Annotated in this window: 22 protein-coding genes; 16 read left to right on the top strand and 6 right to left on the bottom strand. The window is 66.1% G+C overall.

Going from position 1 to position 22,969, the window contains the following annotated elements; translation table 11 throughout:
* The first annotated feature begins 10 nt into the window (after positions 1 to 10).
* The 3 genes from iolC to DK847_RS09495 are packed head-to-tail and all read left to right on the top strand — an operon-like array spanning position 11 to position 2,665.
* A complete protein-coding gene (iolC, locus tag DK847_RS09485) occupies positions 11 to 988 on the top strand; it encodes a 5-dehydro-2-deoxygluconokinase (RefSeq protein WP_245414571.1) in 978 nt (325 codons plus the stop codon).
* 7 nt (positions 989 to 995) lie between these two features.
* Positions 996 to 1,838, top strand: coding sequence for a 5-deoxy-glucuronate isomerase (locus tag DK847_RS09490; RefSeq protein ID WP_111198047.1), 843 nt, complete (start codon positions 996 to 998; stop codon positions 1,836 to 1,838).
* Positions 1,835 to 2,665, top strand: a complete 831-nt coding sequence (locus tag DK847_RS09495; RefSeq protein WP_111198049.1) for a class II fructose-bisphosphate aldolase — start codon at positions 1,835 to 1,837, stop codon at positions 2,663 to 2,665. Before DK847_RS09490 ends, DK847_RS09495 begins: the two co-directional genes overlap by 4 nt.
* Here DK847_RS09495 and DK847_RS09500 read toward each other — a convergent pair.
* Positions 2,662 to 3,675 carry a LacI family DNA-binding transcriptional regulator gene (locus DK847_RS09500; protein ID WP_111198050.1) on the bottom strand — a complete coding sequence of 338 codons (1,014 nt, stop codon included), beginning with the start codon at positions 3,673 to 3,675 and terminating at the stop codon, positions 2,662 to 2,664. The two genes, DK847_RS09495 and DK847_RS09500, sit on opposite strands and share 4 nt — an antisense overlap.
* Before the next feature lie 91 nt (positions 3,676 to 3,766).
* Positions 3,767 to 4,675, bottom strand: a complete 909-nt coding sequence (locus DK847_RS09505) for a LysR family transcriptional regulator (RefSeq protein WP_111198052.1) — start codon at positions 4,673 to 4,675, stop codon at positions 3,767 to 3,769.
* Positions 4,676 to 4,792: 117 nt separating this feature from the next.
* Between DK847_RS09505 and pxpA the strand changes: the two genes are divergently transcribed.
* Genes pxpA through DK847_RS09535 form a run of 6 tightly spaced genes read left to right on the top strand, consistent with a single transcriptional unit; the run spans position 4,793 to position 9,561 of the window.
* The gene (pxpA, locus tag DK847_RS09510) at positions 4,793 to 5,521 is read left to right on the top strand and encodes a 5-oxoprolinase subunit PxpA (protein WP_245414572.1); all 729 of its coding nucleotides are present in this window, start codon (positions 4,793 to 4,795) and stop codon (positions 5,519 to 5,521) included.
* 26 nt (positions 5,522 to 5,547) lie between these two features.
* The gene (locus DK847_RS09515; protein WP_111198055.1) at positions 5,548 to 5,778 is read left to right on the top strand and encodes an acetyl-CoA carboxylase; all 231 of its coding nucleotides are present in this window, start codon (positions 5,548 to 5,550) and stop codon (positions 5,776 to 5,778) included.
* Positions 5,779 to 5,780: 2 nt separating this feature from the next.
* On the top strand, positions 5,781 to 7,148 hold the full coding sequence (locus DK847_RS09520; protein WP_111198056.1) for an acetyl-CoA carboxylase biotin carboxylase subunit: 1,368 nt from the start codon (positions 5,781 to 5,783) through the stop codon (positions 7,146 to 7,148).
* A 16-nt stretch (positions 7,149 to 7,164) separates the two neighbouring features.
* Complete coding sequence (locus tag DK847_RS09525; RefSeq protein WP_111198058.1) at positions 7,165 to 8,040, top strand: 5-oxoprolinase subunit B family protein; 876 nt, start codon at positions 7,165 to 7,167, stop codon at positions 8,038 to 8,040.
* Positions 8,030 to 8,998 (top strand): 5-oxoprolinase subunit C family protein, encoded by a 969-nt coding sequence (locus DK847_RS09530; protein ID WP_111198060.1) that lies wholly within the window; start codon positions 8,030 to 8,032, stop codon positions 8,996 to 8,998. Before DK847_RS09525 ends, DK847_RS09530 begins: the two co-directional genes overlap by 11 nt.
* A gap of 11 nt (positions 8,999 to 9,009) precedes the next feature.
* A complete protein-coding gene (locus DK847_RS09535; RefSeq protein ID WP_111198175.1) occupies positions 9,010 to 9,561 on the top strand; it encodes a biotin transporter BioY in 552 nt (183 codons plus the stop codon).
* Positions 9,562 to 9,566: 5 nt separating this feature from the next.
* Here the strand turns inward: DK847_RS09535 and DK847_RS09540 are convergent, their stop codons facing one another.
* Entirely contained in the window at positions 9,567 to 10,535 is a 969-nt protein-coding gene (locus tag DK847_RS09540) for an AraC-like ligand-binding domain-containing protein (RefSeq protein WP_111198062.1), read from the bottom strand.
* 242 nt (positions 10,536 to 10,777) lie between these two features.
* Here DK847_RS09540 and capB point away from each other — a divergent pair, with 242 nt between their 5' ends.
* Genes capB through DK847_RS09575 form a run of 7 tightly spaced genes read left to right on the top strand, consistent with a single transcriptional unit; the run spans position 10,778 to position 19,377 of the window.
* Positions 10,778 to 12,595: a caprolactamase subunit beta gene (gene capB, locus DK847_RS09545; protein WP_245414573.1), complete on the top strand. Its 1,818-nt coding sequence runs from the start codon at positions 10,778 to 10,780 to the stop codon at positions 12,593 to 12,595.
* A gap of 20 nt (positions 12,596 to 12,615) precedes the next feature.
* Entirely contained in the window at positions 12,616 to 14,700 is a 2,085-nt protein-coding gene (capA, locus tag DK847_RS09550; RefSeq protein ID WP_111198063.1) for a caprolactamase subunit alpha, read from the top strand.
* A 9-nt stretch (positions 14,701 to 14,709) separates the two neighbouring features.
* Complete coding sequence (locus tag DK847_RS09555) at positions 14,710 to 15,453, top strand: ABC transporter ATP-binding protein (protein WP_111198065.1); 744 nt, start codon at positions 14,710 to 14,712, stop codon at positions 15,451 to 15,453.
* Positions 15,450 to 16,172, top strand: coding sequence for an ABC transporter ATP-binding protein (locus tag DK847_RS09560; protein WP_111198067.1), 723 nt, complete (start codon positions 15,450 to 15,452; stop codon positions 16,170 to 16,172). Before DK847_RS09555 ends, DK847_RS09560 begins: the two co-directional genes overlap by 4 nt.
* Position 16,173: 1 nt before the next feature.
* Positions 16,174 to 17,088: a branched-chain amino acid ABC transporter permease gene (locus tag DK847_RS09565; RefSeq protein ID WP_161957214.1), complete on the top strand. Its 915-nt coding sequence runs from the start codon at positions 16,174 to 16,176 to the stop codon at positions 17,086 to 17,088.
* Positions 17,089 to 17,090: 2 nt separating this feature from the next.
* Entirely contained in the window at positions 17,091 to 18,161 is a 1,071-nt protein-coding gene (locus DK847_RS09570; RefSeq protein ID WP_111198068.1) for a branched-chain amino acid ABC transporter permease, read from the top strand.
* A gap of 19 nt (positions 18,162 to 18,180) precedes the next feature.
* Entirely contained in the window at positions 18,181 to 19,377 is a 1,197-nt protein-coding gene (locus tag DK847_RS09575; RefSeq protein WP_245414574.1) for an ABC transporter substrate-binding protein, read from the top strand.
* A 66-nt stretch (positions 19,378 to 19,443) separates the two neighbouring features.
* Here the strand turns inward: DK847_RS09575 and DK847_RS09580 are convergent, their stop codons facing one another.
* Genes DK847_RS09580 through DK847_RS09590 form a run of 3 tightly spaced genes read right to left on the bottom strand, consistent with a single transcriptional unit; the run spans position 19,444 to position 22,968 of the window.
* Entirely contained in the window at positions 19,444 to 20,382 is a 939-nt protein-coding gene (locus DK847_RS09580) for an ABC transporter permease (protein WP_204508289.1), read from the bottom strand.
* Positions 20,372 to 21,454, bottom strand: a complete 1,083-nt coding sequence (locus DK847_RS09585) for an ABC transporter permease (RefSeq protein WP_111198072.1) — start codon at positions 21,452 to 21,454, stop codon at positions 20,372 to 20,374. The genes DK847_RS09580 and DK847_RS09585 overlap by 11 nt, the downstream gene beginning before the upstream one ends.
* The gene (locus DK847_RS09590) at positions 21,451 to 22,968 is read right to left on the bottom strand and encodes an ABC transporter ATP-binding protein (protein WP_111198074.1); all 1,518 of its coding nucleotides are present in this window, start codon (positions 22,966 to 22,968) and stop codon (positions 21,451 to 21,453) included. Before DK847_RS09590 ends, DK847_RS09585 begins: the two co-directional genes overlap by 4 nt.
* Position 22,969: the final 1 nt, after the last annotated feature.

Consider the following 22,969-nt stretch of genomic DNA (forward strand, 5'->3'; position numbering starts at 1 on the left):
AGGCGGATGCATGAACCGCACGCCACGCTCCCATATGGCACAGATCGCCGCCAATGATTTTCTCGTGCTGGGCCGCGCCGGCATGGACCTCTATGCCGATCCGCCGGGCACGCGCGCCGAAGCGGCACGGAACTTCACGGCTGCATTGGGTGGCTCTGCCGCCAACATCGCGGCGGGCATCGTCAAGCTCGGCGGCACGGCGGCGCTCGTCACAACCCTGTCGGAGGATGCGGTGGGCCGCTTCGTGCGCAACGAACTGGCGCAGTATGGCGTGGGCCTGCAGCACGTGCTCGGCGCGGGCGGCGAAGCACGGACGTCACTCGCGGTGGTGGAAACCCGCCTCGCCGATTGCCAGTCGGTCATCTACCGCAACGGCGCGGCGGACTTCGCCCTGCGGCCCGAGGACGTGGCGGCGATCGGCTTCGCAGACCATGGGGCCCTCATCGTCACCGGCACTGCCCTCGCCGTCGAACCCTCGCGCGCCGCCACCTTCCTTGCCATGCGCATGGCGCGTGCCGCCGGGCGGCCCGTCATCCTCGACATCGACTACCGCCCCTATTCCTGGGCGAACCCTGCCGAGGCCGCCGCCATCTGTGCCGATGCCGCGGGGTTGAGTGACGTGGTCGTGGGCAACGACCTGGAATTCGACGTGCTCGCCGGTGGACCCGGCGGGCTAGACCATGCACGGCATCTGGCAGGAGACTGCACCGCCGTCATCTACAAGATGGGCGAGAGGGGTTCCGTCACCTTCTCCGGCGACGACAGTTTCGAAACACCCATCTTCCCCGTTGCGGCACTGAAGCCCACCGGAGCGGGCGATGCCTTCATGGCGGGCCTCGTCACCGGCCTGGCGCAGGGCCTTGGCCTGCCCGCCGCCGTGCGGCGTGGCACGGCTGCCGCCGCCATCACCGTCACCCGCGTGGGCTGTGCCCCCGCCTCGCCCGCCGCCGCCGAACTCGACGCCTTCATCTCGCGCCACGCGCCCTGAGGACAGCATGCACATTCCACCCTTCAACAATCGCAACGCGCCGATCGTCGGCATCGACGATGCGCGCGTGCCGCTCAACTACTTCAACATCGTCAAGCTCGGCCGCGGCGTGTCCTTCGAGTATCGCGTGCCCGGCTACGAGACGGCGGTGGTGCCTGCCACGGGCACGCTCGACGTCGACGCCGGGGGCGAGCGCTTCGCCGCCATCGGCAACCGCGGCCTCGACGTGTGGGATGGCGAACCGGAGGGCGTGTTCGTGCCGCCGGGCACGAGGGCGCGCTTCACCTGCCTCTCCGAGACGGCCGAAGTGTTCATCGCCGGCGCTCGCTTCGATGGCGGCGGCGAACCCTTCGCGGTGCGCAGCGCCGACATCGACGTGGTGCAATATGGCTCCGACGACACCAAGACGCACCGCAAGATCAAGCACATCCTCGGCGCCAAGTACCGCGACCGGGTGGGCCGCCTGCTGGTGTCGGAGCTCTTCACGGTGGGGGCGGGCGGCTGGTCCGGCTTTCCGCCGCACAAGCATGATACCGACCGGCTGCCGGACGAGACCCGCCATGACGAGACCTACAACTTCCGTTTCCGCCCGGCGCACGGCTTCGGCCTGCAGCTGGTGCAGCGGGAGGACGGCAAGGTGGGCGATGCCTATCATATCATCGATGGCTCCACGGTCGTCCTCGACCGGGGCTATCACCCTTGCGTCGCGGCGCCGGGCTACGAGATGTACTACTTCACCATCCTCGGGGGCTTGAGCCAGCGCCCGCTGGTGCAGTTCTTCCAGCCCGAACACGCCTACCAGGTCGAGACCATCCCCGGCATCAAGGACATGATCGCGAAGTTCAAATGACGGTCGCAACGCTGCGCGAGATTCTGGATGTCGCCCGGGCCGGTAGCTTCGGCGTGGCTGGGCTCGTGGTGCTCGGCTGGGAGGATGCCCGGGCCTTCGCCGAGGCGGCGGACGAAACGGGCCTTCCCATCGTGCTGCAGGCCGGGCCGGGTGCGCGCCGCCACACGCCCGTAGCCGTGCTCGGGGCGATGTTCCGCCACGTCGCGGAAAATGCGCGGGTCCCGGTTGCCTGCCACATCGATCATGCGACAACGCTGGACGAGTGCCTCCGGGGCATCGAGGCGGGGTTCACCTCTGTGATGATCGACGGATCGTCCCTGCCGCTTGCCGAGAACATTGCGCTCACCCGCCGCGTGGTCGAGGCCGCGCGGGCTTCCGGTGTCTCGGTCGAGGGCGAGGTCGGCTACGTGGGCTATGCGGGTGGCCCGGCCTCTGCCTTCACCGCGCCAGACGATGCCGTGCGCTTCGCGGCCGAGACGGAGGTCGACGCCCTGGCGGTGTCCGTCGGCAATGTGCACCTGCAGACCGAGAAGACGCGGGGCATCGACATGGCCGCGCTGGGTGCCATCGCGGCGGTGACGCAGGTTCCGCTGGTGCTGCATGGCGGCAGCGGCATCGACCCCGTGACGCGGCGGTTGCTCGCACGCCAGTACCGCGTGGCGAAGTTCAACATCGGCACGGAACTCCGGCAGGCCTTCGGCGGCGCCTTGCGTCAGGTGCTGGCGGAGCATCCCGAACGCTTCGACCGAAACGAGATATTGTCGGCGACGATTCCCGGCCTGCGCGCCGCGGCCCGTGACGTGATCACAAACCTTGGGCCGGACTAGCGCTTCCGCCTGAGCGACGTGCGCTCCACCAGCGAACAGGCAAACCGCCGAGACACGGCAGGCCTGCCGTCCTCGACCATGCCGGAGATCATTTCCACAGCGGCGCCGATGATCTCGGCCAGGGGCTGGCGGATGGTGGTGAGGCCATAGGATGTCCACCCCGCCATGGCGATGTCGTTGAAGCCGAGGATGCCGATCCGGCGCGGAACCTCGATGCCTTTCGCGACACAGGCATCGAGTGCGCCGATGGCGAGAATGTCATCGCCGCAGAACACCGCATCGAAACTCCCACGGCCAAGAAGCTGCTGCATCAGAGCCTGTCCTGTCTCATGGGAGTAGGATGCGCCGAACATGGCCTCGCAGGGCGCGAGTCCATGTTCGGCAAGACCGGCACACAGCCCGGAGAGCCTGTCGACCGTCGAGGAGGCCGCTTCCGGGCCGCCGAGAAAGGCGATCCGCCGGTAGCCGCGCTCGACCAGTGTCCGGGCGGCGAGCTTGCCGCCGGCCCGGTTGTCCACGCCCGCCACCGCAATGCCCCGAGCCGTCCGCGCCCGGCCGAAGGCGTGGACGACCGGAAGGCCGGCGGCGCGACAGCCCTCGAGGAATGACTGCGGTAACGTGGACGAGGCGATGATGACCCCGTCGACATTGTATTGCAGCAGCATGTCGAGGGCCGCGGCGGACTCCGTCTGCCCGGAAAGATTGGCAAGCAGGGGACGAAGCCCCCGCTGCTGCAGCAGGCGCGTGAAGTGATCGAAGATCTCCATGAAGGCGGGATTGTCGAAGTTGTTGGACACCAGCCCGATGAGCTTCGTCCGCCCGGTCATCAGGCTCTGGGCCAGCAGGTTGGGCCGGTAGCCCAGCTCGCGCGCTGCCGCAAGCACGCGCTGGCGGGTGGCCGGCGACACGCTGGCGCCGGCGGTGAAGGTGCGCGACACGGCCGATACGGAAACACCGGCGCGCGCCGCGACCTCGCGTGCCGTCAGCCGGCGGGCGGAAATGCGGGGCATGTCTGCAGGCACATGTTTCACGGCGCAGCCTCGCCTGCATTGCTAGCCGCTGTTCGGCCCTCAGGCAATGCGGCGGGAGGGGGCATGAGGCTCAATTTCCGGCACCCCCGAAGGACAGGCTCATGAACTCGTGGAAGGTGCGGGCGGCCGGGCTCTGGTCCCGCGAGGGGTTCCAGGCCAGTCCAACGTCCATGGTGGGGATATCCGCCACGATGTTGCGCAGCTCGATGCGCTGCCCCTCCAGCGACCACGGGCGGTAGACCATGTCCGAGAGGATGGTCACCCCCATGCCGTCAGCCACCATGGAACGCACCGCCTCGACCGAGGAGGTGGTGAAGATGACGCCGGGCCGCAGCCCCGTCGGCTTCCAGTAGCGCCCCGCCGTCTGGTGGGCTTCGTCCACCGTCAGCATCACATAGGGTTCCGCCGCCACGTCCTCGAGCGTGATGGTGTCGGCGGCGAGCAACCGATGCTCCACGGGAAGCCACAACCGGCGTCGGGAGCGGATGAGCGTCTCATAGGCCAGGCGTTTGCGGTCCTGCAGGTTTGAGACGAGCATCACGGCGAGGTCCAGCGAGCCATCCTTCAACCCGCCTTCGATGGCGTTGCGGGGAAGTTCATAGAGCTCGGCCCGGATGCGCGGGTAGCTCCGCGCGAAGCGGGTGTAGTGGCGCGGCAGGAAATAACCCGCGACCGTGTAGGACACCCCGATCCGCACCGTGCCGGTGATGGCGGTGTCCTCGGTGAGGGGGGCATGCTGCGCTGCATTCACCGCGGCCATGATGTTGCGGGCGTGCTGCAGGAAGCGCGCCCCCTCGGCGGTGAGGGAGACCCCCGTGGGCAGCCGCTTGAACAGGGCGACGCCCGTGTCGTCCTCCAGCTGCTTGATCGCCGCCGTCACGGCTGACTGCGAGACGTTGAGCTCGATTGCCGCCTGGCTCACCTGGCCCGCATCCGCCGTGGCGATGAAATAGCGGACCTGCTTGAGCGAAAGTGGCATATCTGATTTTCCGATAGCGGGATGCAGTTTTTCTGATTTTACAATATTTGCGTTGTCCCGCAAGCTCTTGGGACAAGATGGCGCTTAAGCGCAGGACGCACAGGGCAGGAGGTTCAGGTGACAGTCATCAACTGTGACATGGGCGAGGCGTTCGGCCTCTACAAGATGGGCGACGATGCGGGATTGATGCCGCTGATCGACGTGGCCAACGTGGCCTGCGGCTTCCATGGCTCCGACTTCAACCACATGCGCACCACCGTGCAGCTCGCCAGGAAGCATGGCGTGAAGGTGGGCGCGCATCCCTCGCTCCCTGACCTGCAGGGCTTCGGCCGGCGCGAGATGAAGATGGGACGCGACGAGCTCACCAACTGCATCATCTACCAGGTGGGGGCGCTCAAGGGCTTCCTCGAGGCCGAGGGCATGACCCTCAACCACATCAAGCCCCATGGCTCGCTCTACGGCATGGCGGCGCGGATGGAGGAGGTGGCGCAGGCCGTGGCCGATGCGGCTGACGTCTTCAAGGTGCCGCTGATGGGCATGATCAACACCTTCCACGAGAAGGTCTACACCGCGCGCGGCCACAAATTCATCGCCGAATTCTATGCCGATCTCGACTACCGCGACGATGGCTCCCTCATCATCACCCGCGAGCATGAGGCGAAGGACCCGGCCCATGCGGCCGCACTCTGCCTGCGCGCCATTCGCGAGGGCAAGGTGAGGGGCGTGGGCGGCGGTGACGTCACGGTGCGCGCCGATGCGATCTGCGTCCACTCCGATACGCCCAATGCGGTCGCTATTGCGCAGGCCGTGCGCGACGCCGTGAAGCCCTATATCGACGCCGCCTGACATTTTTACAGAAACGAGGACAGACAATGGCCCAGCTTCTCTCGCCCCTCCCCGGAACCTTCTACAGGAAGCCGGCGCCCGACAAGCCCGCCTACAAGAATGACGGCGACAAGGTCGCCAAGGGCGACGTCATCGGGCTGATCGAGGTGATGAAGTCCTTCACCGAGGTGAAGGCCGATGCCGCCGGCAAGATCAAGTTCGTGGCCGACAACGAGGAGCCGGTGATGGCCGGGCAACCGCTGGCGGAGATAGGCTGAGCATGGCCATCCGGAAGCTCCTCATCGCCAATCGCGGCGAGATCGCGGTGCGCATCATCCGCGCGGCGCGGGAGCTCGGGCTCAGGACCGTGCAGGTGCATTCGGCGGCGGACGCCGAGATGCTGGCGGTGAAGATGGCCGACGAGGCGGTGAACATCGGCCCGCCACATGCCGCCAAATCCTATCTCAACATCGAAAACATCCTGAAGGCCGCGAAGGAGACGGGCGCCGACGCCGTGCACCCCGGCTATGGCTTCCTTGCCGAAAATGCGGGCTTTGCCGATGCGGTGGAGGCTGCGGGGCTGGTCTTCGTCGGACCCAAGGGCGATTCCATCCGCGTCATGGGCGACAAGGTGGCGGCGCGGGTCGCGGCGGAGGCGGCGGGTGTTCCCGTGGTTCCCGGCTCCGACGGCCGCGTGGATGACCCGGAACACGCCAGGCACATCGCCATGGCGATCGGCTTTCCGGTCATGATCAAGGCCGCGGCGGGCGGTGGCGGGCGCGGCATCCGCATCGCCCATGACATGGCGGAATTCGAGACGCTGATGCCGCAGGCCTCCGCCGAGGCCAAGGCGGCCTTCGGTGACGGCGGTCTCTACATCGAGAAGGTGATCGAGCGGGCGCGCCACATCGAGGTGCAGATCCTCGGCGACGGCCAGCGCGCCATCCACTGCTTCGAGCGCGAATGCTCGCTGCAGCGCCGCCGCCAGAAGGTGTGGGAAGAAGCACCCTCCGCCGTGCTGCCGCAGACGGTGCGCGAGAAGCTCTGCGAGTCTGCCGTGGCACTGGCTGAGGCGGTGAACTACCGCGGCGCCGGCACGCTCGAATATCTCTATGACGACGTGACGCATCACTTCTACTTCATCGAGATGAACACCCGCATCCAGGTGGAGCATCCGGTCACCGAGATGATCACCGGCATCGACCTGGTGCGCGAGATGATCCGTATTGCCGGTGGCGAGCCCCTGTCGATCCGACAGGAAGACGTGCGGATCAACGGCCACGCCATCGAGGTGCGCATCAATGCCGAGGACCCGGCGAAGAACTTCCAGCCCGCCCCCGGCACGGTGACGGCGCTGCGCGTTCCCGGCGGGCCCGGCACGCGCTTCGACACCATGCTCTACCAGGGCTACCAGGTGCCGCCCTTCTATGATTCGCTTCTGGGCAAGCTGATCGTCTGGGACACGACGCGCGCGGGCGCCATCGCCCGCATGGCGCGGGCCCTCGATGAACTCGCGGTCGAGGGCCTGTCCACCACCAAGCCGCTGCACCAGTTGCTGGCGCAGGACGAGAGTGTCGCGAAGGCGGATTTCCACACGCGCTGGCTCGAGCCCTGGCTCGAGGCCAATGCCCACAGACTGAATTCATGAGGAGGATGGCGCAGCAATGAAGACGCGGTATTCCTATGGAGGCGACGAGCACATCTTCGTCGAGTGCGACGAGGAAATGTCACTCGAAGCCTTCTTCAAGTCGCTGTCCATGGCGACGGCGATCAAGAAGGCGAAGATCAAGGGCGTAACCGAGATCTGCCCGGCCAACGCCTCGATGCAGGTGAAGTTCGATCCGGACGTCATCAAGCCCGCCGACATGCTGAAGGAGCTGAAGGCGATCGAGAAGGCGGCGGCCAAGGCCAAGCCCGTCATCAAGTCGCGCATCATCGAGATCCCGGTGCTCTACAACGATCCGTGGACGCACGAGACGCTGATGCGCTTCCGCGAACGCCACCAGGACCCGAAATCGACCGACATCGAATATACCGCGCGCATCAACAATCTCGATGGCGTGGACGGCTTCATCAAGGCGCATTCGGGCGCACCCTGGTTCGTTTCCATGGTGGGCTTCGTGGCGGGGCTGCCCTTCCTCTACCAGATGGTGGACCGCAAGCGGCAGATCCAGTCACCCAAATATCTCCGCCCACGGACGGATACGCCCAAGCTCACCGTGGGCCATGGCGGCTGCTTCGGCTGCATCTATTCGGTGCGGGGTGCGGGCGGCTACCAGATGTTCGGCATCACGCCGGTGCCAATTTATGACCCCAACCAGAAGATCAAGCACCTGAAGGACTTCATGTGCCTGTTCCGGCCGGGCGATATCGTCAAGTGGAAGCCCATCGACCGCGCGGAATATGACGCCACGGTCGCTGCGGTGGAGAAGGGCAAGTTCAATCTGAAAATGAAGGACGTGACCTTCGACCTGTCCGAATTCAAGAAGGACATGGATGGTTACAACGCCAAGCTGATGGGGGCGCTCAATGGCCGTTAACGTCATCAAGCCCGGCCTTTCCACCACGGTGCAGGACTTGGGCCGGCCCGGCTACTACAATATCGGCATCCCGCTGTCGGGCGGCATGGACCGCTATGCGCTGAAGGCCGCCAACCTGCTGGTCGGCAACAAGGAAGGTGCTGCCGTTCTGGAGGCCGTGTTCATGGGGCCTGAGCTCAAGTTCACCGAGGATGCGACGGTGGCCGTGACGGGTGCCGAGCTTCCGCCGCGTGTCGACGGTGACCCGCGCGACACCTGGACCTCCTTCAAGGTGAAGAAGGGCCAGACGCTGTCCTTCGACTTCCTGAAGAAGGGCGCGCGCGCCTATATCGCCGTCTCGGGCGGCATCGATGTTCCGCTCGTGCTGGGCTCGCGCTCCACCTACACGCTGGGAGCGCTCGGCGGCTTCAAGGGCCGCAAGCTCGAGGCGGGCGACAAGCTGCCCGTCGGCAAGGGCAGGGGGGCCAGGGAAGGCCGCACCATCCCCGAGAAGCTGCGCCGCGCGCCCGGCGCGCCGGCTGAACTGCGCATGCTGCCGGGCCTCTACTGGCACCGCATCACGGCGGATGCAGGCAAGCACTTCTTCGCCGACACCTGGAAGGTGGCGCCGGAGGCGGACCGCATCGGCTATCGCTTCCGCGGCGGGCGCCCGCTGGACTTCGTTCCGCGCGAGCAGCCCTTCGGTGCTGGCTCGGACCCCTCCAACATCGTCGATGCCTGCTATCCTTACGGCTCCATCCAGGTGCCGGGTGGCACGGAGCCGATCGTGCTGCATCGCGATGCGGTGTCGGGCGGCGGCTATTTCATGGTCGGCACCGTGATCTCCGCCGACATGGACCTGATCGGGCAGTTGCAGCCCCACACGCCGGCCCGCTTCGTGGAAGTGACCATGGCGCAGGCGCTGAAGGCCCGGAAGGACCAGGCGAAGCTCTACGACAAGCTGAAGGCATCTCTGTGAGGATCATGCAGATGAACACAAACCTGTTCTCGACCGCCTTCCCGAAATCCCAGGCGCTGCACAAGGCGGCGGCCGTGGGGCTCGGCGTCGTCATCCTCACGCTGGCCTCCAAGGTGCAGGTGCCCTTCTGGCCGGTGCCGATGACGCTGCAGACCCTGGCCGTGCTGATGATCGGCGCCACCGCGGGCATGCGCCTCGGCGGAGGCACGGTGCTCGCCTGGCTGGGCCTCGGCGCCGTTGGTGCGCCCGTCTTCGCCACTGGTGCCGGCCTTGCCTATATGGCCGGCCCGACGGGTGGCTATCTCGCAGGCTTCCTGCTGGCGGCACTGGTGGTCGGCTATCTCGCCGACAGAGGCCATGGCCGCACGGTTGTCTCGGCGCTCGCCATGCTTCTGGTGGGTCTGGTCGCGATCTATGCGCTGGGCCTCGGCTGGCTCTCGCTGCTGATCGGCGCGCCGAAGGCCATGGCGGCGGGCCTCGTGCCCTTCATCCCGGCGGAAATCCTGAAGCTCGCCCTGGGCACGGCCATTCTCACCGCCGCCTGGAAGCAGGCGACACGCTGATGGCACTAGCCGTGGGCAGGAGACTTCAGTCTGGCCTGCTCACGGTACTCCTTGGGCGGAACACCGAAATGCGCCTTGAAGGCCCGCGAGAACTGCGCCTGGTCGCTGAAACCCCAGCGATAGGCGATCTCGGCCACCGTCTGGCGGTTGGAGCCGTCGCGCAACGCCTCGCGGCAGGCTTCGAGCCGCTGGTCGCGGATCCAGCTGCCCAGCGTCTGGTTGGTGTCGCGGAACAGTTCGTGCAGATAACGGGTGGAGATGCCGCAACCGCGCGCAATGGCCTCGGGGTCGAGCTCCGGGTCACCCATGTTGCGGCGGACGAAGGCTTCGATGCGCGTGAGGTGCGCCGTGCGAACGGTGGAATTGCCGGTGGTGAGCGTGCGCTCGTCGGCCTTGAGCGCCAGCACCAGCAGGTCGACCAGCTGCTGGCCCACCGTGGCGCGGGTTTCCGGGCTCATGGCGTCGAAGCGGTTGGGGATCAGGTGCAGCATGTCGGTGAACAACCCGCCCGCACCTTCCGTCGCATTGAACTGCAGCGAGCAGAAGCGGTCCGGCTGGCGGATGCGGCCACCCAGCGCCTTGGCCTCGACCTTCATCACCCACAGGTCCGCCGCCTCGGCATGGCTGAACTCATAGGGCTCGTGGCTGCGCTCGAGGATGAAGCCGCCGGGATTGCAGCGCACGTCCTTGCCGCATTGCGAGAAGAAGACCTCCGAGCGGGCCGGGACGGTGACGAGAAAATGCTCCTCGCGCTCCACCTTGAAGTGCTGCGGCAGGCGGCGGTACTGCAGCGCCTCCGAGGTGAGGCGGGAGAGCGAGACATCCCCCAACGTCCACAGCGTCAGGTCTCCCGCGAAGTGGTCGGGGTTCTTGAATTGCAGGTCGAGCGGGAAATAGGCCGTCGCAATGGCGTCATGCCAGTGGCGGCTGCGGTCATGGGCAGGCGTTTCGGACGTGGTGATCGTCGTCTTCATGGTCGCGTCCCGTCAGGTGCACGAAGCTTAGGCACAGGGCGCAGCCTGCGCAACCGGTTCCGCAGCCTGTGCGCCAGAAATCAAATGAGCGTTCCGGCCCTGCAAAGACGGGAGGCCGGAAAGCCACATAAGGTCCAAGCTCGGAAAGGTGCGCAAGACACCGCAAAGGGGAGGGTCAGGCTCGGTCAGGGTCCGCTGCCCCTTGCGCGCAATCTTGCGCTCCCCGCAACAGCGAGGACAGCATGATGGCCCAGGTAGCGAAAAAGGCAGCGAAAAAGGCAGCGAAGAAGCCGGCAAGGAAGCCCGCGCGCAGGGCGGTGAAGGTGGACCCCATCACCCTCTCGGTGGTCCGCGGCGTGCTGGAGACGACCCAGCGCGAGATGACCCTGTCGCTCGAAAAGACAGCGCGCTCCTCGGTGTTCAACCTGGCGCATGACTATTCGACGGCGCTGTTCAACGCGAAGCCGGAGATGATCCTGCAGGGCCAGGACATTCCGATCCATCTCGGCTCGCTCATCCCCGCCATGAAGTCGGTCGCCAAGTTCTTCGAGGGCGACATCCACGAGGGCGACCTGATCCTCCACAACGACCCGGCCTTCGGCGGCAGCCATGCCATCGACACCTGCATGTACAAGCCGGTCTTCTACAAGGGCAAGCTCGTCTACTGGACGGTCTGCAAGGGCCACCTGACCGACATCGGCGGCCCGGTGCCCGCAGGTTACAATCCCAATGCCAAGGAGATCTATGCCGAGTGCCTGCGCATTCCGCCGGTGAAGATCTGGGATCGCGGCAAGCCGCGCCACGACGTGCTCAACATGATCCTCACCAACATGCGCGCGCGGCGCGACCAGGAGGGCGACTTCAACGCCCTGATCGGCGCCTGCCAGGTGGGCGAGCGCAACCTCATCGCCATGCTCGACAAATATGGCCAGCCCACCGTCGATGCCTGCATCAACGAGCTTCTCGACATGGCCGACCGCCACATGCGCGGCCTGATCAAGACCGTTCCCGACGGCACCTATGAAGGCGTTGCCATCCTCGAGGATGCGGGCCACGGCTTCGGCGATTTCGAGATCAAAGCCAAGGTGACGATCAAGGGCGATTCCTGCCACATCGCCATCACGTCGCCGCCGCAGATTCCCTATTTCATCAATTCCTACGAGGGCAATTCGCATTCCGGCGTCTATCTCGGCCTCATGATGTTCGCGGCCCTGCCGCCACCCTACAACGAGGGTCTCTACCGCTGCGTCTCGGTCGATTTCGGCCCCAAGGGCACGATCTGCAATGCGCAGGAGCCGGCCCCGCACATGAACTGCACCACGACGCCGATGGAAACCTTGACCGACGCGGTGCGCCTTGCCTTCGAGAAGGCCATGCCCTCCAAGGTGGCGGCCAGCTGGGGCCATGCCAATGGCCTCAACATCGCCGGCTGGGACTCGCGCACCAACGAGGAATTCGTGACCATGGTACTGGCCACCATCATCTCGGGCGGCGGCGCCACGCCGCAGCAGGATGGCTGGCATGCGGTCGGCCCCGAATGCTGCTTCGGCGCGCTGACTTCGGGTGACGTCGAGCTGCTCGAATATTCCTACCCGATCATCATCCACAAATACTCATTGATGACCGACTCGGGCGGTGCGGGAAAGTTCCGCGGCGGCTCCGGCACGGCCTGGGAGGTGGAGCCCCTGGACAAGGAAATGCTCTGCATCGGCTTCGGCGAGGGCCGCCGCATTCCGGCCATGGGAGCGGCAGGGGCCAAGTCGACGGACGTCGATTCCAAGGTCGGCCGCGTGAAGCTGACGCGCGGCGGCAAGGCGGAAGTCAAGCGCACCAACATCATGGAGACCATCAAGCCGGGCGAAACCGTCACCAACATGAACCCGGGAGGCGGCGGTTACGGCAACCCCTATGAACGCCCCATCGAAAAGGTGGTGTGGGACGTCAAGAACGGCCTCGTCTCGATCAAGGGCGCCAGGGATGACTATGGCGTGGTGATCTCGAACCCCGAAACCCTCGATGTCGACGTGGCCGCCACCCGGCGGCTGCGGTCGGCGGCGTAAGCGAGAGAGGGAGAACGGACATGCGCACCACCTATCGTCTCGGCATCGATGCCGGCGGCACCTTCACCGATTTCGTCGTCGCCAACCGCAACACGGGCGACGTCAAGCTGTTCAAGGCACTCTCGACGCCGTCTGACCCCACCAAGGCCATCGAGAATGGCTTGAAGCTGATCGCGGATGATTTCGGCATCACGCCGGCCGACCTCGTCTCCGACTGTGATCTCTGCATCAACGGCACCACCGTGGGCCTCAATGCGCTGATCACGCACCGCGGCGGCAAGACGGGTCTGATCTGCACCGCGGGCCACGAGGACTCGATCGAGATCCGCAACGGCCACAAGGAAGACGGCTTCCGCTATGACCCGGAATATCCCGCCGCAACCATGTTGGTGCCGCGCTACCTCCGCAAGGGCGTGCGCGAGCGCGTGCTGTCAGATGGCTCGGTGCGCGTCAGGATGGAGGAGGCGGATGTCCGCGCCGCCTGCGAGCTCTTCGCCAAGGAAGGCGTTGAAACGGTTGCCATCTCTTTCGTCTGGTCGGTGCTGAACCCGGAGCATGAACGGCGCGCGGCGGAGATCGTGCGCAAGATGCTGCCCGATGCGATCCTCACCGTGGGCTCGGAGCTCTATCCGCAGGTGCGCGAGTATACCCGCACCTCGACGGCAGTGGTGAATGCCTATCTGGCTCCCGTGATGCGGAAATACGTGAAGGCGGTGGATGCCTATTTCCGCTCGCTGGGTGCGAAGCAGCCGGTGCGCTACTTCCAGTCCAATGGCGGCCTTGCCATCGGCCAGGCGATGACGGACCGTTCGGTCTATGCCATCAACTCAGGCCCTGCCTCGGCGCCGCAGGCGGGCCTCTATGTCTCCGCCCCGTTCAAGAAGAAGAACGTGATCACGGTGGACATGGGCGGCACCTCCTTCGACATCACGCTGACCAAGGACGGCCAGACTAACCTCAACAAGAACATCGACTTCCTGCGCTATCGCATCGGCGTGCCGATGATCCAGGTGGAGACGCTGGGCGCGGGCGGCGGGTCAATCGGCTGGATCGACTCGCTGGGCCTCATCCAGGTTGGCCCGCAGTCGGCAGGCTCCGAGCCCGGCCCCGCCTGCTACGGCCAGGGCGGCACGGAGCCGACGACGTCGGACGCGAACCTCGTGCTGGGCTATCTCAATCCCGATGGCCTGCTGGGCGGCAAGCTGCCGCTCGACCTCGAGAAGGCGAAGAAGGCCATCAAGACCAGGGTTGCGGACAAGCTCGGCATCTCGGTCGAGCGCGCGGCCTATGGCATGTACACCATCGTCAACAACAACATGGTGAACGGCATCCGCCGCGTCTCGGTGGAGCGCGGCTATGACCCGCGTGACTTCGTGCTGGTGGGGGCGGGCGGCGCCACCGCGGCCCACATCACCGCACTCGCGCGTGAGATGGGGATCGACACCATCATCCTCCCCAAGCTCGCCTCCGGACTCTGCGCCTTCGGCCAGATCATCTCCGACGTGAAATACAACTACATGGCCACCGCTCCTTTGCGGCTCGACAATGCCGCGGCCTACAAGCGCATCGACACGCTGTTCGGCGAGATCGAGAAGCAGGGCGTGGCGCATCTCAAGACCGACGGCTTCAAGCAGGGCCAGATCGACGTGAAGCGCAGCCTCGACATGCGCTATGTCGGCCAGGTGCATGAATGCACGGTCGACATCGGCACCTTCCCGATCAACGAGAAGACCATCGAGAAGGTGAAGGATGCCTTCCACCGCCGCCACGAGGAACTCTACACATACTCCGAGCGCCACAATGCGGTGGAGGTCGTCAATATCGAGTCCACGCTTTATGGCCGTATCGACAAGCCGAAGGCGCCGAAGCTGAAGAAGGGCATTCCGGTCTCCAAGGCGCTGAAGGGCCATCGCAAGGCGATCTTCGAGGCCTCCGGAAAATCGACCAAGACTCCGATCTATGATGGTGCCAGACTGGGGGCGGGCGCGAGCATCGCCGGCCCTGCCATCATCGAGGAGGTGACGACCACCATCGTCATCGAGCCGGGCTGGACCGCGACGCTCGATGCCAGCGGCTCCTACGTCATCACGCGCAAGAAAAGATAACGGAGGGTCATGGCCCAGTCGCTTTCAGCAACGGATGTCTCGGTCGCCTTCGAGGGGCTGCGCGCCCTCTCGCATGTGACCCTCGACGTGCCGCGCGAGACGGTGACGGGCCTGATCGGCCCCAATGGCGCGGGCAAGACCACGCTGGTCAATGTATTGACCGGCTTCCAGAAGCCGACCGATGGCACGGTGAGCCTCGACGGCGAGAGCATCGCCGGCGTACCGCCCTACAAGGTCCGGCAGAAGGGGATCGCCCGCACCTTCCAGTCGGGCCGGCTGTTCTCCGACCTCTCGGTGCTCGACAATCTGGAAGTGACGGGTGTGGGCCTCGGCCTTTCCCGCCGCGAGGCCGCGAAGAAGGCCGACGAGATGCTGGACTGGATCGGCATCTCGCATTTGGCCGAGCGCACCGCGGGTGGGCTCCCCTATACGGATGAGCGCCGCGTCGCCATCGGCCGCGCCCTGATGCTGGAACCGAAATACCTCCTGCTCGACGAGCCCGCAGCCGGCATGTCGGCGGAGGAGGCGAATGACCTCGCCCAGCTGATCCGCAGCATCATCGCAGAGGTGAAATGCGGCGTGCTGCTCATCGAACACAATATCGGGCTGGTGCTCACCATCTGCGACCATATCCACGTGCTCGATTCGGGCGAGGTGATCGAGGTGGGTCCACCCGCCGCCATCAAGGCCTCGGAGCGCGTGCGCCATGCCTACATGGGCACCCAGGCCGAGGCGGAAGGAGCGGTGCTGTGAGCCTCCTCGCCGTCGAGAATATTTCCGTGCGCTACGGCCAGCTCACCGCACTGCGCAAGGCCTCGATCAAGGTGGACGAGGGCGAGACGCTGTTCGTCACCGGCCCCAATGGTGCGGGCAAGTCGACGCTGCTCAAGGCCATCGCCGGCGTCGTCACGCCGCGCGAGGGCTTCATCCAGTTCGCCGGCCAGCACATCGCCGGCAGGGCGCCCGAGGATATCGCGCGCCTCGGCTTTTCCATGGTGCCGGAAGGCCGCGAGGTGTTTGGCGGCCTCACCATCGAGGAGAACCTGCGGCTGGGCACCGGCATGCGCGCTGACAAGGACCAGGTGGCGAAGGACCTCGAGCAGGTCTACGCCGTTTTCCCGATCCTCAAGGACCGCAAGGACCAGCAGGCGGGCGTCCTGTCGGGCGGCCAGCAGCAGATGCTGGTCATCGGCCGTGCGCTGATGGCCGGGCCGCGCCTCATCGCCATCGACGAACCGTCGCTGGGCCTGGCGCCCAAGGTGATCGACGACGTCTATGCAACCTTGATCCGCCTGCGCGACAGCCGCGGCCTCACGCTGCTGATCGTCGAGCAGAGTGCGACGCGGGCCAGCCTCACCGGCGGGCGCATGGTGCTGATGCGCTCCGGCGAGGTGGCGCTCGAAGGCGACGCGCGCGAGCTGGTCAAGGGCGAGGCACTACGCCAGGCCTATTTCGGCTATGGGGAGCATTGAGATGACGGCGCTGCTGCAGGTCCTCTTCGATGCACTCAGCCTCGGCAGCCTCTATGCGCTGGGCGCGCTTGGCATCGCACTGATCTTCGGCGTCATGCGGCTCGTCAACTTCGCCCATGGCGACTACATCGCCTTCTGCGTCTTCGCCATGCTGTGGCCGTCAATCGACGCGGCGGCCATCGTCTTTGCGGGCAACCTGCCTACCTACCTCCTCATCCCCTTCATCCTCGCTGTGGGGGCGGGGCTGTCGGTGCTCTCCGAAATCGTGGTGTTTCGCCGCTTCCGCAATGCCAATCCGGCCACCATGATGATCGCCTCCTTCGCACTGGGCTTCGTCATCAAGTATTTCCTGCTGATGCTCTATTCGAGCCGGCCGAAGTCCATCGACCTGTGGTCCAACCTCACCCAGCAGATCGAGATCGCGGGGGCGCGCATCCCGCCGCTGCAGGTCATCACCATCGGCGTCACCATCGTCATCCTGATCGCCCTCACAGCCTTCCTGAAGCGCACGCGCTTTGGCCTCGAGATGCGGGCAGCGGCGGAGAACTTCACCATGGCGCGCATGCTGGGCGTGCGCGCCAACCGCGTCATCATGCTGGCCTTCGCGGTGTCGGGCATGCTGGCGGCCGCCGTCGGCCTCATCCTCGTCACCCAGACCGGCACGGTCGACATCAACATGGGTGCCAACCTCATGCTGGTGGCCTTCGTCGCCACCGTCATCGGCGGCCTGGGCAGCCTGCCGGGCGCGGTGCTGGCGGGCTATCTCATTGGCGCCGCCACCGTCATCATGCAGGTGGTGCTGCCGCCCGACGCGCGGCCTTTCCGCGATGCCTTCGTCTATGGCGCGGTCATCGCCATGCTCATCTGGCGGCCGAACGGATTGTTCGCCTCCAAGGCCGCGAAACAGAGGGTGTGATCATGGCCGACCGCCCCTCGATCCTCGCCCGCACCTGGTCCACTCCGGTCATCCTGATCGTCATTCTCGCTGCCTTGCAGGTCGCGGCCCTGGCCGTCGGCTCCGGGCCTTTCAACCAGACCATCATCGAGATCTTCATCCGTGTCGTGCTGGTGGTGGGTCTCTACGTCTTCATCGGCAACTCCGGCGTCATCAGCTTCGGCCATATCGGCTTCACCTGCCTGGGTGCCTACATGACGGCCTGGCTCACCATGCTGCCCGCCATCAAGAAGTCGAAGCTCAAGGGCCTGCCGGACATCATCCTCAACAACAAGTTGGCCTATGGCTGGGGCCTGCTGGCGGCGGTGATCTTCGCAGCGCTTGCCGCCTACATCGTCGGCAAGGTGCTGATGCGGCTGTCCGGCATCGCGGCGTCGATCGCCACCTTCGCGGTGCTGGCCGTCATCATCCAGGTCTATTCCAACTGGGACAGCGTGACGGGCGCGCAAAGCTCGGTCGTCGGCATTCCCATCGTGCGCGTGGTCTGGCCCTATTTCCTCTGCGCAATCGTGGTCGTGCTGGTGGCCTATGCCCACCAGATCTCGCGCTCCGGCCTCGCCCTGCGGGCAGCACGCGACGAGGCGACGGCAGCGGCCGCCTCGGGCGTCAACATTCCGCGCGAGCGGCTCATCGCCTTCACGATTTCGGGCGGCATCATGGGGTTGGGCGGCGCGCTCTTCGCGCACTCCGTCGGCGTCGTGACACCCGACACCTTCTATCTCGGTCTCACCTTCATCACCCTGTCGATGCTCGTGGTCGGCGGCATGAATTCGCTGTCCGGCGCGGTGCTGGGTGTCGTTATCCTCTCCATCATCATCCAGCTCCTGCGCTGGATGGAGAAGGGGGTTGACGTCGGCGGCACCAGCTTCGCCCTGCCGCTGGGCGTGCAGGAAATCGCCATCGGTGTCGTCATGATCGTGATCCTGATGTACCGGCCCTCCGGCCTCACCAAGAACCGTGAGCTGGTGTGGCCGTCGCGCAAGCTTTCGCCGAAGGGCAGGCCAGCTGCCCCGGCGGATGGGAAGACTGCATAAACTCAAGAGGAGGACGTCAATGAAGAGCTTTCTGCAAGTAGGAATGGGCGCAGCGCTCGGCGCGCTGATGCTCGCAGCGCCAATGGCCATGGCGGATGACGACAAGATCATCGTCGGCTTCGCCACGGCCCAGTCTGGCTTCATGCAGGCCTATGACAAGCCGGCCGAGGATGCGGCCAAGATCCGCATCGACGAGATCAACAAGGCCGGTGGCCTGCTCGGCAAGCAGATCGAGTTTGTCGCCGCCGACACCAAGACCGACCGCGCCGAGGGCGCCAAGGCCGGTCTCGAGGTGATCGACAAGGGCGCCGACCTGGTGGTCGTGTCCTGCGACTACGACTTCGGCGCACCGGCGGCGCTTGCCGCGGAAGCGGCGGGCAAGGTGTCCTTCTTCCTCTGCGCCGAGTCGATCAAGGCCGGCATCCAGGGCGTGGGTCCGCATTCCTTCTCGGCCTCGGTCTTGGCGGCCGTGCAGGGCGCCACCATGGCGGAATGGGCCTATACCAAGAAGAACGCCCGCACCTTCTATCGCCTGCTCGACACCTGGACCGAGTACAACAAGGGCATCTGCGACGGCTTCGACTGGGAGTTGCCGAAGCTGAAGGACGCGAAGCTCGTCGGCGAGGACACGTTCAAGAACGACGATGCCTCGATCGCCGCGCAGATCACCCGCATCAAGAGCCTGCCGCAGGAGCCGGACGCCATCATGCTCTGCACCATGATGCCGGGCGGCGTCTCGGCCGTGAAGCAGATCCGGGCTGCCGGCATCAAGTCGATGATCCTCAACGGCTCCGGCATGTCCGGCAGCTACTGGCTCTCGGCCACGCCGGAACTCTCCAACTTCTTCGTGCCTGACCAGGGCTCGGTGCATGGCGATGACCCGAACCCGAAGGTCAACGAGTTCAACGCCAAGTACAAGGCCGCGACCGGTGGCGATCCCTCGAGCCAGTATGTCTATCCCGGCTACGTGATGATCGACGTCTGGGCCAAGGCCGTGGAGCGCGCCGGCTCGACCGATGCCGATGCGGTCGTGGCCGAGCTCGAGAAGATGAAGGACGAGCCGACACTCTTCGGGCCGCGCACCTTCACCGCCGACCTGCACCACCAGAACAAGGGCCGCTACCTGATCACCGAGGTTGACAACGGCAAGGCCAAGGTGGTGGACGAGTGGACGATTTCGGAGCCGATCCCGGTCGACTATCTCGCCAGCAAGTAACGCTGAAACCTGCATGACGAGGCGGCCGCTCCCCCGGGGCGGCCGTCTTGCATTTCGGAAGCTGGGTCACTCGCGCCTGTAACTGACGCCGAGCATCGCTGGCGCCCCGGCATGGCGGCGGCGCACGGCCAGCGCCAGGATCGCCACCACATAGGGGAGCGCCAGCATGAGCTGGTAGGGGATGGCGATGCCGATGCCCTGGATCTGCAGCTGCAGCGCATCGAGGAAGGAGAAGACCAGCGTGGCGACGAGGATGGGTACCGGCCGCCACATGCCGGCGATGACGATGACGATCGCGAGCCAGCCGCGGCCATTGGTCATTTCCGGCGCGAAGCGCGAGGCCGAGGCCACCGTGAGGAAGGCGCCGCCCAGCGCCGCCATGGCACCGCCGAACACCACCGCGCCATATTGCCGGGCGGCGATGGACAGGCCCTTGATGTCCAGCGCCCTGGGGTTCTCGCCGGCGCAGCGCAGGTCGAGCCCGGGCCTGGTGCGATAGAGGAACCACCACACCGCGGGCACCGAAAGCAACGCCAGATAGGTGAGTGCCTTCTGGTCGAACAGCACGGGGCCGATGACGGGGAGCTCGCTGAGGAAGGGGATCGGCACATTGTCGAAGATCGGCGTGGCCGGGATCTGGCTCTGGCCCTTGAAGGCGGCGCGCAGCCAGTAGACCGAGAGGCCGGAGCCCAGCAGGTTCATGGCCAGCCCGGTGACGATCTGCTCAACCTGCAGCGTGATGACCAGGAAAGCAAAGAGCAGGCTCATCAGCGCGCCGGTCGTCAGCGCCGCGAAAACGCCCACCCACAGGCTGCCGCTGGCGTCCGCCGCGAGATAGGCGGTGAGCGCGCCCATCAGCATGGTGCCCTCGAGGCCCATGTTGTAGACGCCACTGCGTTCCGCCACCAGTTCACCGATGGCGGCGAGCAGCAAGGGCGTCGCGATCCGCACCGTGGCGGCGAGCAGGCTGACGATGACGGTGGTCTGGAACAGGTCAGCCAGCATGGGCCACCCGTTTCAGCCGGAAGCGCGCCGCCGCCCAGCCCGCCAGATAGCACAGCAGCAGGATCGCCTCGACGGCATAGATGAGGGCCGACGGCACGCCGGTCTTCACCTGCATGAAGGTGGCGCCGGTGACCAGCGCCCCGAACACGATGGCCGCCGCCACGACGCCCCAGGGCTTCAGCTGCCCGAGAATGGCGACGATGATGCCGGTATAGCCGTAGCCGGTCAGGGCGCCCGCCTTGAGCCGGTAGTGCACGCCATAGACCTGCGCCACGCCGGCGAGCCCGGCAAGGGCCCCCGAAATCATCATCACCATGAGGATGACGCGGGCCGGGCTGGTGCCCTGCACTTTGAGCGCCCGGAGGTTAGAACCCGCGGCGCGGATCTCGTAGCCCACCGGGGTGCGCGTCATGATCACCTGCACGACGGCCGCTGCCGCCACTGCCAGCAGGAAGCCCGCATGAAGCCGCGAGCCACCCGAGAGCAGCGGCAGCAGGCTGCCGGGATCCATCTTCGCCGACTGTTCGAAGAAGGCGCCGGGCTCGCTCCACGGTCCCTGCAGCAGGAGAAGCGAGAGGGCATAGACGATGATGTAGTTGAGCATCACCGTGGAGATCACCTCATCGACGTTGAAGCGCGTCTTCAGGATAGCGGCGAGGCCCGCATAAAGCCCGCCGCCGGCAAGGCCGCCGAGCACGATGACGGGAAGCTGGATCGCGGGCGAAAAGCCCGCCAGCCCGTGCTGGCACCAGTAGGCGAACATCGCACCGGCGAAGACCTGGCCCTCCGCCCCGATGTTCCAGATGCGGGCGCGGAAGGCCACCGCGGTCGCCAATCCGGTGAAGATCAAGGGCGTCGCCGCCACCAGTGTTTCGGATGCCGTGCGCCAGGAGCCGAAGGCGCCCTTGAGCAGGGCCGCAAAGGCAGCGGCGGGGCTGGCGCCTGCGGCCTCGAACAGCAGGGCGCTGAGCAGCACCGCCAGCAGCAACGATGCGCTGACCCAGACTGCGGTGCGGGCAGGGCTGGCATCAGCGCGCACCACGCGCCAGCCCAGATGCTCCAGCATCCTCATGCGGCGCGCGCCCCGGCCATCAGGCGGCCGATCGCCGTCTTGTCGAAGGCGCCGCGCCGGACTTCGCCCATCACCTCGTTGCGGAACATCACGATGATGCGGTCGCTCAAGGCAAAGAGATCGTCGAGCTCCTCGCTGACGAGAATGACGGCGCAGCCCTGGTCACGCTTGGCCAGCACTTCCGCGTGAATGAATTCGATGGCGCCCACATCGACGCCACGCGTCGGCTGGTTCAGCAGCAGCAAATGCTGCGCCTTGGCGAATTCGCGCGCGATGATCACCTTCTGCGCATTGCCGCCGGAGAGGCGCCCACTCGGCTGCTCCGGACCTGTCGTGGCAATGGCGTAGCGCGCGATGGCGTCTTGCCCGTTGGCTGCCATCGCCGCGCGGTCGAGCAGCGGGCCCTTGCGCCAGCGACGGAGCCATTGCTGGCCCAGTATCAGGTTCTCGGCGATGGTGAAATCGCGTGCCAGGCCGTCGCGGAAGCGATCGCTCGGCACATGGCCCACGCCGCGGCCTGCAACCTCTGCCGCGCCGAGGCTGGACATGGGTTCACCCCGCAGCGTGATGGTGCCGGCGCGCGGGGCGCGGATTCCGGCGATGGTTTCGAGCAGTTCATCCTGGCCGTTGCCCGCCACGCCGGCGATGCCGAGGATTTCGCCCGGTGCCACGTCGAGGTCGATTGCCTGGATGAGGCTGCCGCGCGGGGCGGAGAGCGTGAGGCCGCGCACCGACAGGCTTGCGCCCTGTGAGGCTGCAATGTGGCGCGCCTCGATTGTTGCCACGCTGCGCCCCACCATCAGCTCCGTGAGCGCGTCCCGCGTCGTGTCGGCGGTGGTCAGCGTGGCAACGAGGCGGCCCTTGCGAAGGACGCTCACCCGGTCGGAGCGCATCACCTCGTTCATCTTGTGGGTGATCAGGATGATCGCGATGCCCGAGCCCTTGAGCTCGGCGATGAGCGCGAAGAGGCGCTCGGACTCCTGCGGGGTGAGCACCGCCGTCGGCTCATCGAGGATCAGCAGCCTTGCGCCGAGGTAGAGCGACTTGACGATCTCCACCCACTGCATCTCACCCACCGAGAGGCTGTCGACCCGGCGGTCGAGGTCGATGTCGAGGTGGAGCCTGGCGCAGAGATCGGTGATGCGGCCGCGTGCCGCTGCAAGGTCGAGGCGGAGGCCGGAACCGGTACCCACCACGATGTTCTCGAGCACGGTGAAGCGCGGCACCAGCACGAAATGCTGGTGCACCATGCCGATGCCGGCGGCGATCGCATCCGCCGGGCTGCGCAGGTCGAGGCGCTGGCCGTCGACGAGGATCTCGCCCATATCGGATACGGCGAGGCCATAAATGCAGGCCGACAGCGTGGACTTGCCCGCACCGTTTTCGCCGAGAAGGCAGTGCAGCTCTGCCGGTGCCACGGCAAGCGAGATATCGTCGTTGGCGAGCACGGGGCCGTAGCGTTTGCTCAGGCCCCGCACCTCCAGTCGCGGTGTCTCACCTTGCGTGGCGGACAAT

Source organism: Aestuariivirga litoralis, assembly GCF_003234965.1.
GTDB lineage: Bacteria > Pseudomonadota > Alphaproteobacteria > Rhizobiales > Aestuariivirgaceae > Aestuariivirga > Aestuariivirga litoralis.